This is a genomic window from Streptomyces piniterrae (assembly GCF_005048155.1).
GTDB lineage: Bacteria > Actinomycetota > Actinomycetes > Streptomycetales > Streptomycetaceae > Streptomyces > Streptomyces piniterrae.
In genome coordinates, this window is sequence record NZ_SUMB01000003.1 from 807,392 (window position 1) to 819,988 (window position 12,597).

The 12,597-nt window shown below is 69.8% G+C and carries 11 protein-coding genes; 6 read left to right on the forward strand and 5 right to left on the reverse strand.

Going from position 1 to position 12,597, the window contains the following annotated elements:
* Positions 1–15: 15 nt before the first annotated feature.
* Together FCH28_RS12310 and hppD are read right to left on the reverse strand one after the other, a co-directional pair.
* Positions 16–1,380, reverse strand: coding sequence for an FAD-binding oxidoreductase (locus FCH28_RS12310; protein WP_136739843.1), 1,365 nt, complete (start codon positions 1,378–1,380; stop codon positions 16–18).
* A gap of 78 nt (positions 1,381–1,458) precedes the next feature.
* The gene (gene hppD, locus FCH28_RS12315) at positions 1,459–2,613 is read right to left on the reverse strand and encodes a 4-hydroxyphenylpyruvate dioxygenase (protein WP_136739844.1); all 1,155 of its coding nucleotides are present in this window, start codon (positions 2,611–2,613) and stop codon (positions 1,459–1,461) included.
* Between the two features lie 129 nt (positions 2,614–2,742).
* Here hppD and FCH28_RS12320 point away from each other — a divergent pair, with 129 nt between their 5' ends.
* The 5 genes from FCH28_RS12320 to FCH28_RS12340 are packed head-to-tail and all read left to right on the forward strand — an operon-like array spanning position 2,743 to position 7,090.
* The gene (locus tag FCH28_RS12320; protein ID WP_136739845.1) at positions 2,743–3,210 is read left to right on the forward strand and encodes an Lrp/AsnC family transcriptional regulator; all 468 of its coding nucleotides are present in this window, start codon (positions 2,743–2,745) and stop codon (positions 3,208–3,210) included.
* 17 nt (positions 3,211–3,227) lie between these two features.
* Positions 3,228–3,875 (forward strand): ABC transporter permease, encoded by a 648-nt coding sequence (locus FCH28_RS12325; protein ID WP_136739846.1) that lies wholly within the window; start codon positions 3,228–3,230, stop codon positions 3,873–3,875.
* The gene (locus tag FCH28_RS12330; RefSeq protein WP_136739847.1) at positions 3,868–5,163 is read left to right on the forward strand and encodes a betaine/proline/choline family ABC transporter ATP-binding protein; all 1,296 of its coding nucleotides are present in this window, start codon (positions 3,868–3,870) and stop codon (positions 5,161–5,163) included. Before FCH28_RS12325 ends, FCH28_RS12330 begins: the two co-directional genes overlap by 8 nt.
* Positions 5,160–6,089 (forward strand): ABC transporter permease, encoded by a 930-nt coding sequence (locus tag FCH28_RS12335; protein WP_169314125.1) that lies wholly within the window; start codon positions 5,160–5,162, stop codon positions 6,087–6,089. The genes FCH28_RS12330 and FCH28_RS12335 overlap by 4 nt, the downstream gene beginning before the upstream one ends.
* Positions 6,089–7,090 (forward strand): glycine betaine ABC transporter substrate-binding protein, encoded by a 1,002-nt coding sequence (locus FCH28_RS12340; protein WP_136739848.1) that lies wholly within the window; start codon positions 6,089–6,091, stop codon positions 7,088–7,090. Before FCH28_RS12335 ends, FCH28_RS12340 begins: the two co-directional genes overlap by 1 nt.
* A 25-nt stretch (positions 7,091–7,115) precedes the next feature.
* Here FCH28_RS12340 and FCH28_RS12345 read toward each other — a convergent pair whose 3' ends face one another.
* From FCH28_RS12345 to FCH28_RS12355, 3 genes are all read right to left on the reverse strand, one after another.
* Positions 7,116–7,895, reverse strand: coding sequence for a S16 family serine protease (locus tag FCH28_RS12345; protein WP_136739849.1), 780 nt, complete (start codon positions 7,893–7,895; stop codon positions 7,116–7,118).
* Between the two features lie 109 nt (positions 7,896–8,004).
* Positions 8,005–8,646, reverse strand: coding sequence for an IclR family transcriptional regulator (locus FCH28_RS12350; RefSeq protein WP_136739850.1), 642 nt, complete (start codon positions 8,644–8,646; stop codon positions 8,005–8,007).
* Positions 8,647–9,017: 371 nt separating this feature from the next.
* A complete protein-coding gene (locus FCH28_RS12355) occupies positions 9,018–10,814 on the reverse strand; it encodes a DEAD/DEAH box helicase (RefSeq protein WP_136739851.1) in 1,797 nt (598 codons plus the stop codon).
* A gap of 379 nt (positions 10,815–11,193) precedes the next feature.
* On the opposite strand from FCH28_RS12355, the gene FCH28_RS12360 reads away from it, so the two are divergent.
* Positions 11,194–12,489 (forward strand): hypothetical protein, encoded by a 1,296-nt coding sequence (locus FCH28_RS12360; RefSeq protein ID WP_425471915.1) that lies wholly within the window; start codon positions 11,194–11,196, stop codon positions 12,487–12,489.
* Positions 12,490–12,597 lie beyond the last annotated feature (108 nt).

Consider the following 12,597-nt stretch of genomic DNA (forward strand, 5'->3'; position numbering starts at 1 on the left):
CTTACGAGGCCGAGGTCAGAAGAGCTTCCCCGGGTTGAGCAGTCCCAACGGGTCGAAGACACCCTTGATCCCGCGCTGCAACTCCACACCCACCGGCCCCAGTTCGCGTGCCAGCCACTCCTTCTTCAGCACCCCCACCCCGTGCTCGCCGGTGATGGTGCCGCCCAGTTCGAGGCCGAGCGCCATGATGGCGTCGAACGCCTCGCGGGCGCGGCGCTCCTCGTCCTCGTCGGCCGGGTCGAAGCAGACCAGGGGGTGGGTGTTGCCGTCACCCGCGTGTGCGCAGACCCCGATGGTCAGGTCGTACTTCTCGGCGATGGCGGTGGTGCCGTCGAGCATCGCGGCGAGCCGGGAGCGGGGTACGCAGACATCGTCGATCAGCATGGCGGGCTTGAGGCGTTCCAGTGCCGCGAAGCTCATCCTGCGGGCCTGGAGCAGCAGGTCGGATTGGGCGGCGTCCTCGGCGGGGACGACCTGGGTGGCCCCGGCCGCCTCGCACAGTGCGCCGACGGCGGCGAGGTCGGCGGCCGGGTCGGGGGTGTCGAAGGCGGCCAGCAGCAGCACCTCGGTGGTTTCCGGCAGGCCCATCTGCGCCATGTCGTTGACGGCGCGGATGCTCGTGCGGTCCATCAGTTCGAGGAGCGAGGGGGCATGGCCGTGGGCCATGATCTCGCAGACGGCCCGGCCCGCCGCGGCCACCGAGTCGAACTCGGCGACGAGGGCGAGCTGTTGGGGCGGGTGGGGCTTCAGGGCGAGGGTGGCGCGTACGACGACGCCGAGGCTGCCCTCGGAGCCGACGAAGAGGCGGGTGAGGTCATAGCCCGCGACGCCCTTGGCGGTGCGCCGGCCGGTGGTCAGCAGCCGGCCGTCGGCGAGCACGACGTCCAGGCCGAGGACGTACTCGGCGGTGACCCCGTACTTCACACAGCACAGGCCGCCGGCCGCCGTGCCGATGTTGCCGCCGATCGTGCACATCTCCCAACTGGAGGGATCCGGCGGGTAGTAGAGGCCGTGTTCGTTGACGGCGCGGGAGAGCACGGCGTTGATCACGCCGGGTTCGACGACCGCGATCCGGTCGACGGGGTTGATCTCCAGGATCCGGTCCATCTTGACGAGCGACAGCACGATGCAGCCCTCGACGGCGTTGGCGGCGCCCGCCACCCCCGTGCGCGCGCCCTGCGGCACCACGGGGACCCGCAGCTCGGTCGCCGTGCGCATCACATGCTGAACCTGCTCGGCGGAACGCGGCAGTACGACGACGGCGGGGGTGCCCGCGGCGCAGAAGTTGGCCATGTCGTGGGCGTAGGAGCCGGTGACGTCGGGGTCGGTGAGGATCGCGTCCTCGGGAAGTCCGTCGCGCAGACGTGCGATGAGGTCCATGGGCTCAGCCTCGCACCGGAGGGCCGTACACGGAAGATCGTGTACGGCCCACGGAACGGTCGGTGCGGTGCAGCGCGGTCAGAGGTTGCCGCGCCGCTCCTGTTCGCGCTCGATCGCTTCGAAGAGGGCCTTGAAGTTGCCCTTGCCGAAGCCCAGCGAACCGTGCCGCTCGATCATCTCGAAGAAGACCGTCGGGCGGTCCTGGACCGGCTTGGTGAAGATCTGCAGCAGATAGCCGTCCTCGTCGCGGTCGGCGAGGATCTTCAGCTCGCGCAGTTCGTCGATCGGCACGCGGGTGTCGCCGACCCATTCGCCCAGGGTGTCGTAGTACGAGTCGGGTACGTCGAGGAACTCGACGCCCGCGGCGCGCATCTGACGGACCGTCGTCACGATGTCGTTGGTCGCGAGGGCGATGTGCTGGACGCCGGGGCCGCCGTAGAACTCCAGGTACTCGTCGATCTGCGACTTCTTCTTGGCGATGGCCGGCTCGTTGATCGGGAACTTGACCTTCTTGGTGCCGTCCGCGACGACCTTCGACATCAGCGCCGAGTACTCGGTGGCGATGTCGTCGCCGACGAACTCCTTCATGTTGGTGAAGCCCATGACCTTGTTGTAGAAGGCCACCCACTCGTTCATCATGCCGAGCTCGACATTGCCGACGCAGTGGTCGATGGCCTGGAAGTTGCGCTTCTTCGGCGACTCGACGACGGGCCCGGCGGCCACGAAGCCCGGCAGGTACGGGCCGTCGTAGCCGGAGCGCTCGACGAGTGTGTGCCGGGTCTGGCCGTAGGTGGCGATGGCGGCCCGGACGACCGTGCCGTACTCGTCCTTGGTGTCGTACGGCTCCTCCAGGCCCGTCGCGCCGTGCTCGACGGCGTAGGCGTACGCGGCGCGCACGTCGGGGACCTCGATGGCCAGGTCGATGACGCCGTCGCCGTGTGCGGCGACATGGTCGGCCAGGAAGCGGCCCCACTCCGTCATGGGCTTGATGACGGAGGTGAACACGAACCGGGCGCCGCCGGATTCGAGCACATAACTCGCGGTCTCGCGGCTGCCGTTCTCCGGTCCGGAGTAGGCGACGCGCTTCATGCCGAAGGCGGTGGAGTAGTAGTGCGCGGCCTGCTTGGCGTTGCCGACGGCGAAGACGACCGCGTCCATCCCCTTGACCGGGAAGGGGTCCGCCTGCCGAGCCGTACCGGGTGTGGACTGGGATTGCTGGGTGGTGTCTGCCATGGCCGCAGAGTCCCTCCGATCCACAAGGTGCGCAATAGTTTGTGAATCCACTGGGCATTATGCATAGCGGTCGGGCGGAACGGTCGGGCTATCTGTACATGATGACCATCGAAAACGGAGGTACCGGCGATGGCGATCGATCATTTGGACGGGGCCCTGCTGGAGCTGCTCGCCCGGGAGCCGCGGATCGGTGTCCTGGAGGCGTCCCGGCGGCTGGGAGTGGCCCGCGGAACGGTGCAGGCGCGGCTCGACCGCCTTCAGTCGAATGGAGTGATCCGGGGCTTCGGGCCGGACGTGGACCCGGCCGCACTGGGCTATCCGGTGACCGCGTTCGCCACTCTTGAGATCAAACAAGGCCAAGGAAGCGACGTCCGCGCCCACTTGGCGACCGTTCCCGAAGTACTGGAGCTGCATACAACGACCGGACATGGGGACATGCTCTGCAGGCTTGTCGCCAGGTCCAACGCCGATCTACAGCGTGTGATCGATCGTGTTGTGGGTTTTGATGGCATCGTGCGGGCTTCGACGGCAATCGTGATGGAAAATCCGGTTCCATTGCGGATCATCCCGCTGGTGAAGCAGGCGGCGGGAGACTGACCCGAGGAGAGCACCGAGTGAGCTTCTGGGAGTACGTCGGCAACCGGCACGCCCAGCTGCTGACGGATACGTATCAGCACGCCAGCGCCGTGTTCCAGTGCATGGTGATCGCCACCGTGCTGGGCGTCGTCCTCGGCGTGCTCACCTACCGCAGCGACTGGGCCGGCAGCCTGGCCACCACCACGACCGCCACGATCCTGACCATCCCCTCGCTGGCCCTGATCGGTCTGCTGATCCCGGTCGTCGGCCTCGGCGTGGCCCCCACCGTCATCGCGCTGACGCTGTACGGACTGCTGCCGATCGTCCGGAACGCCATCGTCGGGCTGCGCGGGGTGGATCCGGCGCTGGTCGACGCCGCCAAGGGCATCGGGATGTCGCGGGCCGCCCGGCTCTTCCGGGTCGAACTACCGCTGGCCTGGCCGCCGATCCTCACCGGTATCCGCGTCGCCACCCAGATGCTGATGGGCATCGCCGCCATCGCCGCGTATGCCTCGGGCCCCGGCCTCGGCAATGAGATCTTCCGCGGTATCGCCTCGCTGGGCAGCGCCAACGCGCTCAATCAGGTGCTCTCCGGCACCGTCGGAATCGTCATCCTCGCCCTTCTCTTCGACGCCGTGTACGTCCTGATCGGACGACTGACCATCCCCAGGGGGATCCGTGCCTGAGACGCCCGGGACGAGCAACGGGACAGACAGCGGGACGGCCGGCGCGCGAGCCGTTTCCGGCGCCGGCATCCAGCTGGAGAATCTGACCAAGATCTATCCGGGCAGTCCCGGTCCGGCCGTGGACAACGTCAACATGGAGATCAAGGCCGGCGAGCTGGTGATCTTCGTCGGGCCCTCGGGCTGCGGAAAGTCCACCACCCTCAAGATGATCAACCGGCTGATCGAGCCGACGTCCGGGCGGATCCGGATCGGCGACGAGGACGTCACCGACATCGACCCGGTCAAACTGCGCCGCAAGGTGGGCTACGCCATCCAGCAGTCCGGTCTCTTCCCCCATATGACGGTCGCCCAGAACATCGCGCTGGTGCCGAAGATGATCGGCTGGCCCAAGGCGAAGATCGGCAGCCGGGTGGAGGAGATGCTCGACCTGGTCGGCCTGGACCCGGGCGAGTTCCACGGCCGCTATCCCCGCCAGCTCTCCGGCGGCCAGCAGCAGCGGGTCGGCGTCGCCCGCGCGCTCGCCGCCGACCCGCCCGTCCTGCTGATGGACGAGCCGTTCGGCGCCGTGGACCCGATCACCCGCGACCACCTCCAGGACGAGCTGATCCGGCTCCAGCACGAACTCCGCAAGACCATCTGCTTCGTCACCCACGACTTCGACGAGGCGATCAAGCTCGGCGACCGCATCGCGATCCTCCGCGAGCGCTCGCACATCGCACAGTTCGACACCCCCGAAGCCATCCTCACCAACCCCACGGACGACTTCGTCTCCGGTTTCGTGGGCGCCGGCGCCGCCCTCAAGCGGCTCAACCTGACCCGCGTACGGGACGTCGGCGTCGTCGACTTCCCGACCGCCGGGATGGACGACCCGCTGGAGTCCATCGTCGCGCTGCTGCGCTCCGGCCCCACCAACGAGGTGCTGCTGCTCGACCCGAACCGCCGCCCCTACAAATGGCTGCGCCGCGGCGATCTGTCGCGCGCCAAGGGGACGCTGGCCCGCGCCGGCACCCTGGTGCACGACACGGTCACCCGGGACGCGACGCTGCGCGACGCCCTGGAGGCGGTGCTGACCGACAGCGCCGGGCGGGTCGCGGTCACCGGGCGGCGCGGCGAGTACATCGGCGTGGTGGACATGGAGACGCTGATGAACAACGTCCATGAACTGCTGGAGGCGGACCGGCTGGAGGCCGCCGCGCAGGAGCCGGAGCCCGACGAGCAGGACCGTCCCGACCAGCAGGACCGTCCCGGCGGGAGCGGCGCGGACGGCGCCCAGGGGGGCACGGCATGACCTCCGACGAGACCCCCCGCGACACTCCTCGCGGCACCGGCGACGCCCCGGACCCGGACGGCCCGCGCGAGGACGGGCTGCCTCCCGGCAAGCGCAAGGTGGACAGCCTGGTTTCCCTGGACAACACCGAGATCGAGGAGCGCGAGATCGCGGCCGGGGAGGCGCCCGCGCCGCCCTCCCGCGGCCCGCGCCGGATCAGCTGGCAGAAGTGGACCTTCATGCCGGTCTTCCTGGCCGCCGCGCTGCTCGCCACCTGGCTCTGGTTCAGCAACACCACCCTGGACTCCATCGCCCACCAGGCGATCGACCACGGGAAGGTGTGGCTCGCGCTGAGCCAGCAGATCCAGCTCACCGCGTACTCCACCTTCTTCGTACTGATCATCGCGATCCCGCTGGGCATCGCGCTGACCCGCGCCAGGCTGCGCCGGGCCACCCCGTTCGCGCTGGCGGTCGCCAACCTGGGCCAGGCGGTGCCGGCCCTGGGTCTGCTGATCCTGCTGGTCATCTGGCTCGGTATCGGCGCCCGGTCCGCCATCATCGGCATGGTCGTCTACGCGGTGCTGCCCGTCCTGGCCAACACCATCGCCGGGCTGCGCGGTATCGACCCGGCGCTGACCGAGGCCGCCCGCGGCATCGGCATGTCCCCCACGGGCGTGCTGACCAAGGTCGAACTCCCCCTCGCCGTACCGCTGATCCTGGCCGGCGTCCGCACCGCGCTGGTGCTGAACGTCGGCACCGCGACGCTGGCCACCTTCGGCGGTGGCGGCGGCCTGGGCGACCTGATCTCGGCCGGCATCATCACCCAGCGGATGCCCGTACTGATCCTCGGCTCGGTGCTGACGGTGGCGCTGGCCCTGCTGGTGGAGTGGCTGGCCTCGCTCGCCGAGCTGCTGCTGCGGCCGCGCGGCCTGGAGGTGGCGAGCTGATGGCGGCCCGCGGATCCCGCTCCCCCCGCCGCGCGGCGGCCGTCGCGCTGGCCGGTGCGCTGCTCGCCGCGGCCGGACTGAGCGGCTGCGGACTGGTCAGCGGCAGCCCGATGACCGACGACGTCAAACCCGGCACGGTCGGCCGCGGCCGGCCCCTCAAGGGCGCCCAACTCACCGTCGCCTCGAAGGAGTTCACCGAGAACATCATCCTCGGCCAGATCATGGGCCTGGTCTTCAAGGCGGCCGGCGCCACGGTCGTCGACAAGACCAACATCCAGGGCACGATCGGCGCCCGCGAGGCGGTGCGGACCGGCGCAGCGGACGGGATGTACGAGTACACCGGCACCGGCTGGATCACCCACCTCGGCCATGAGAAGCCGATCGCCGACGAACAGAAGCAGTGGGCGGCGGTGCGCGACGAGGACCGGGCGAACGGCATCGTCTGGCTGCCGCAGTCCGCCCTCAACAACACCTACGCACTGGCGCTGAACCCCGCCAACGAGAAGAAGTACCCGGTCAAGACCCTCTCGGAGCTCGCCGCGCTGCTCAAGAAGAACCCCGGCGCGGTCACCCTGTGCCTGGAGAACGAGTTCGTCACCCGCAACGACGGCCTCCCCGGCATGGCCAAGGCGTACGGCATGGACATCCCGGCCGGGAACATCCGCAAGATGTCCGCCGGCGTCATCTACACCCAGGTCGCCCAGGGCGACGCCTGCACCTTCGGCGAGGTCTACACGACCGACGGCCGGATCAAGGCGATGAATCTGACCGTGCTGGCCGACGACAGGCACTTCTTCCCGAACTACAACGCGGCGCCCGAGATGAACGCCGACACGACGAAGAAGTACCCGCAGATCGCCGGGCTCCTCGCCCCGGTCACCAAGGCCCTGAACAACACCGTCGCCCAGCAGCTCAACCGCAAGGTCGACGTGGACGGCGAGGACCCGCACGAGGTCGCCAAGGCGTGGCTGATCAAGAACGGGTTCATCAAGGGAGGCTGACCAGGCGTCTTCGTGCCGGTCGTGATCAGCAGCTGGGGACCTTGCCCCCGGTCCGCAGCGCCTTGAGGGCGTCCACCGCACCGTCCAGGGTGGTGACGGGGACCAGCCGCATGCCCCGCGGAAGCTCCGCGTGGGCGTCCGCGCACTCCTTCGCCGGGACCAGGAAGACCGTGGCGCCGTCCCGGTGCGCGGCCTGCGTCTTGAGCGGCACGCCGCCGACCGCGCCGACCCTGCCGCCCGCGGTGATGGTGCCGGTACCGGCGATGTTCCTGCCGCCGGTCAGATCGTGGCCGGTGCCGTCGCCGTCCAGCTTGTCGACGATGCCGAGGGCGAACATCAGGCCGGCACTGGGCCCGCCCACGTCCTGGAGGCTCAGCTTGACCTTGATGTCCTTGGGGGACTTGTGCAGCAGACCCAGCGCGGCGCGGGTGGCGGTGTCCTGGGACCGCCGCATCTGCGCCGCGTTGTGCTCCGCGATCTCCTCGGTGTTCTCGCCCACGGGGTAGACCGCCTCCCGCGGCATCACGGCCTCGTCCGTACGGCCCCAGCCCTTGATGATGTCGACCAGGTGGACGGGGGCTTCGGGGCCGGTGGCGACGATCGAGGTCATCCGCAGCTGGCCGCTGGTGCGACGGGTGCCGGCCCCGGTGATGGTGATCACCGGCTTGCCCTTGTCGTCGCCGAGGACGTTCGCCGTCATGCCCGGATACGCGACCGAGAACGGCAGCGGTGCGAGGGCGGCGGCGAGCAGGAGGGCGACGACGAGGGCGGTGCAGAGCGCCAGGGCGCGGGTGCGTGCAGACACCCAGCCACCATAAGTGACCGCCGCACCACCGGCCCCGCGCAGCGCTGTGGCCTCACCACAGCGCTACAGGGTCATCACATGATGCGGCGGAAGCGCCGGTGACCGCGCCTCAGCGCAGCGCCTCGGACACCTCTCGGGCTGCGTCGATCACCCGCGGCCCGACCCGCTCGGAGACGGTGTCCGCGAGCATCACCACGCCGACGCTCCCCTCGATGCCGCTCACCCCGAGCAGCGGCGCCGCCGCCCCGCTCGCACCGGCCTCCAACTCCCCGTGGGTCAGGGCGAGTCCGGCATCCGGGCCCCTGCCCTGGCGGCCCTTGAGGATGGCCCGTCCGGCGGCGCCCCGGTCCAGCGGGTGACGGAAACCGGCCCGGTAGGCGACGTGGTAGTCGGTCCAGGTCGGCTCCACCACGGCGACGGCCAGCGCTTCGGTGCCGTCGACGAGGGTGAGATGCGCGGTGGCCCCTATGTCCTCCGCGAGCGAGCGCAGCGCGGGTAGCGCCGCCTCTCTGACGAGTGGATGCACCTGGCGGCCCAGGCGCAGCACGCCTAGGCCGACCCGGGCCCGGCCGCCGATGTCGCGGCGTACCAGAGCGTGCTGCTCCAGGGTCGCGAGCAGGCGGTAGACCACGGTGCGGTTGACGCCGAGCTTGTTGGACAGCTCGGTGACGGTCAGCCCGTGGTCGGTGTCGGCGAGCAGTTTGAGGACACGCAGTCCTCGGTCGAGCGTCTGGGAGGTCTCCGCGGTCACGACGCCCCCTCCTCATGTGAGTGGCGGCTTCGTGCGCGACGCGCCGCGAGTCCCGGAGCAGCGCGCGCAAGAGGCCGCCGGCCGCTAGGCACCGGCTGCGCTCCGCGGCGGCGCTGCCACGGGGCGTGTGCGTGACGGGGACAGTAGCGAGCCAGTCCGGTCAGCGGAAGAGTCCGTCCAGAATCCGGTCTTCCGCGCCCGCAATGTCCCCATTGATCCCTAGGCGACTGTTCGGTAACTGTTCCGTCGGCGCCGTGACGTTATCCGCCCGTTATGGGAAAGCCACGTGAAAACGGCCGAGAACGGACGAGCGGGGCGGCGCACCTCCCGGCACGCCGCCCCGCCTTCCGTGGACCCTCACCGCGACCGGCTCAGCGCATCCGGGTGGCCCACTCCTGCACCTTCTTGATCCGCTCGCGCAGCTGCCCGGCGGTCGCCTCCGCGCTCGGCGGCCCACCGCACACCCGGCGCAGCTCGGTATGGATCACCCCGTGCGGCTTACCGCTCTGGTGGACATACGCCCCCACCAGCGTGTTCAGCTGCTTCCGCAGCTCCAGCAGCTCCTTGTGCGTGACCACGGGACGCCGCTCGGCCGGCAGCTCCAGCAGATCCGCCTCCGCGTCCGGCTTCTTCCTGCTGTGCGCTATCTGGCGGGCCTGCCGCTTCTGCAGCAGCATCTGCACCTGGTCCGGCTCCAGCAGTCCGGGGATGCCGAGGTAGTCCTGCTCCTCCTCGCTGCCCGCGTGCGCCTGCATGCCGAACTCGGCACCGTCGTAGAGCACCCGGTCGAAGACCGCCTCCGACTCCAGCGCCTCGAACGAGAACTGCTCCTGCTCCCCGGTGTCCTCATCCTGCTGCTTGTTCGCCTCGTCCATCTCCTTTTCGGACTCGGCGTAGGGGTCTTCCTCCCCCTCCTTCTTCGGCTTGTCGAGCACATGGTCGCGCTCGACCTCCATCTCGTTGGCGAAGCCGAGCAGCATCGGGACGGTGGGCAGGAAGACGGACGCCGTCTCGCCCCGCTTACGGGACCGCACGAACCGGCCCACGGCCTGCGCGAAGAACAGCGGCGTCGAGATCGTCGTGGCGTACACCCCGACCGCCAGCCGCGGCACGTCGACACCCTCCGACACCATCCGCACCGCGACCATCCAGCGGTCCTGCGAATGCGAGAAGTCGTCGATGCGCTGCGAGGCGCCGTTGTCGTCGGACAGGACGAGGGTGGCGCCCTCCCCCGTGATCTCCCTGATCAGCTTCGCGTACGCGCGCGCCTGCTCCTGATCGGAGGCGATGACGAGCGCCCCGGCGTCCGGAATGGACTTCCTGACCTCCGTCAGCCGCTGGTCGGCGGCGCGCAGCACGTTCGGCATCCACTCGCCGCGCGGGTCCAGCGCGGTACGCCAGGCCTGCGAGACCGCGTCCTTCGTCATCGGCTCGCCGAGCCGCGCCGCGATCTCGTCACCCGCCTTCGTCCGCCAGCGCATGTTGCCGCTGTAGGAGAGGAAGATCACCGGCCGGACGACGCCGTCCCCGAGCGCGTTCCCGTATCCGTACGTGTAGTCGGCGGAGGACCGCCGGATGCCGTCGTTCCCCTCCTCGTACTGCACGAAGGGGATCGGGTTGGTGTCGGACCGGAACGGCGTGCCGGTGAGCGCCAGCCGGCGGGTGGCCGGCTCGAACGCCTCCAGGCAGGCCTCGCCCCAGGACTTGGAGTCACCGGCGTGGTGGATCTCGTCCAGGATCACCAGCGTCTTGCGCTGCTCGATCCGGTTGCGGTGCAGCATGGGGCGTACGCCGACGCCCGCGTAGGTGACCGCTACGCCGTGGTACTCGCGGCCCAACGGTCCGGCGCTGTACTCCGGGTCGAGCTTGATGCCGATCCGGGCCGCCGCCTCCGCCCACTGCTTCTTCAGGTGCTCGGTCGGTGCGACGACCGTCACCTGCTGCACGACGTGGTGATGCAGCAGCCACGAGGCGAGCGTGAGCGCGAAGGTCGTCTTTCCGGCCCCTGGCGTCGCCACCGCGAGAAAGTCTCTCGGCTGGCTCTGGATGTACCGGTCCATGGCCGCCTGCTGCCAGGCACGCAGCTTGTTCGCGGTACCCCAAGGGGCCCGGCCGGGAAAGGCCGGGGACAGGTGGTGATTACTGGTGGCGCTGGTGGTGGTAGTCACGGTCTCCGTCGTGCTGAGTCGGCGATCGGCAACCGCGACAGCGTACCTGCGCTTTGTTCGGGCCGGCTTGGCCCCCACCGTTTTTGGCTGTCCCGCCGTGGGGGTTCGCCGCCGTTGCTCCCCCACTGCCAGAAGGGCGTGGGAGGTACCCCCACGCGGCGGTCGGCCACGCGCCGGTTCGTTCCACCACGCCTTCACGGCCCCACGCGGTCGCAGTCCCCCACACACCGCTTCTCCCCCACCCACGGGAGGTGACGGCCCTCAGGACGGAGTCCGGAGGGCCGTCACCGCACCCGACAAAACCACGCCCGCCGCAGGCGCTACGGCGGGACAGCCGACAACGGCGAACAACCAAGCCGGCCCAAGCCAAGCGCAGCGGATGGCGGCGCTCGGCGTCGAGTGCGCGACGGTCACCTTCGACACCGACGGCCGGATCCTCACCGTCTGCGGGACCTTCCAGGGCTTCCGGCTCAAGCTTCTGGACCCCAGGAGCCTGGCCACCCTCGCCGAGTACCGGATGCCGCAGCGCCCCTCCACGATCGAGGCGATCACCCGTCTCGACTTCTCCAAGATCTTCAAGGACACCTCGGGCGGCGCGTACTTCTACCTCGACAACCAGGACCGCGTCGTCCTGGCCGACTCCCGCCAGCACGTTCTCCGCATCGCGCACACCCGATCCCCCGCCGGGGAGTGGAAGTTCACGGTCGAGGACGACTGGGACCTGACCCCGTACGTCCCGCACGACTGCGTCAGCTGGACCAACCTCCACCCGCGCGGCACATGCGATCCGGTGACCGCCGTCCAGCCGGACTGGAATGGCCGGATCTGGTGGGTCACCCGTCAGGGCCGGATCGGCACCATCGCCCCGGACGACGGCGCGGTGCGCAGCGTCCGGCTGCCCGGCGAGGAGATCCAGAACAGCTTCTCGGCGGCCGAGGACGGTGTCTCCATCGTCTCCGACCACGCCCTCTACAGCCTGCGCGCGGACGCCGACGGCACCCCGCGCGTCCAGTGGCGGCAGACCTACGACCGCGGCACGGGCAGCAAGCCCGGCTCGGTCAACCAGGGTTCCGGCACCACTCCCACCCTCCTCGGCGACGCCGCGCACCCCTACGCGGCCATCACCGACAACGCCGACCACCGCATGAACGTCCTGGTCTACGACCGCCGGCCGGGCCTGCCCGCCCGCGACCGCCTGGTCTGCAAGGTCCCCGTCTTCGGCGCCGGCGCCTCCACCACCGACAACTCCCTGATCGGCTACGGCAACAGCCTCGTCGTCGAGAACAACTACGGCTACGAGAACGTCACCTCGCCGCTCCTGGGGAAGTCGGTCGTGGGCGGCATCACCCGGGTCGACGTCCGGCCGGACGGCAGCGGCTGCGACACGGTCTGGGAGAGCAAGGAACGCTCCCCGTCCACCGTCGCCAAACTCTCCACCGCCAACGGGCTGCTCTACTTCTACACAAAGGAGCCGCACCGCCTGGGCATCGACGCCTGGTATCTGACGGCCGTCGACTTCCGCACCGGCCGGACCCGCTTCAAGCGCCTCACCGGCACCGGCCCGCTCTACGACAACAACTGGGCCCCGATCACCCTGGGCCCGGACGGCACGGCCTACGTCGGCGTCTTCAACGGCCTGGTCGCCGTACGCGACACCACCTCCCCGGCCTCCTGACCCACCCGGCCGAGCGCCGTTCATGAACCCCGTATTTCAACCTCGTGGCAGCCCACCCGGCACCCTTGCCCCGGCCCCCGCCCCCCGGCCTAGAGTCGTGACATCACC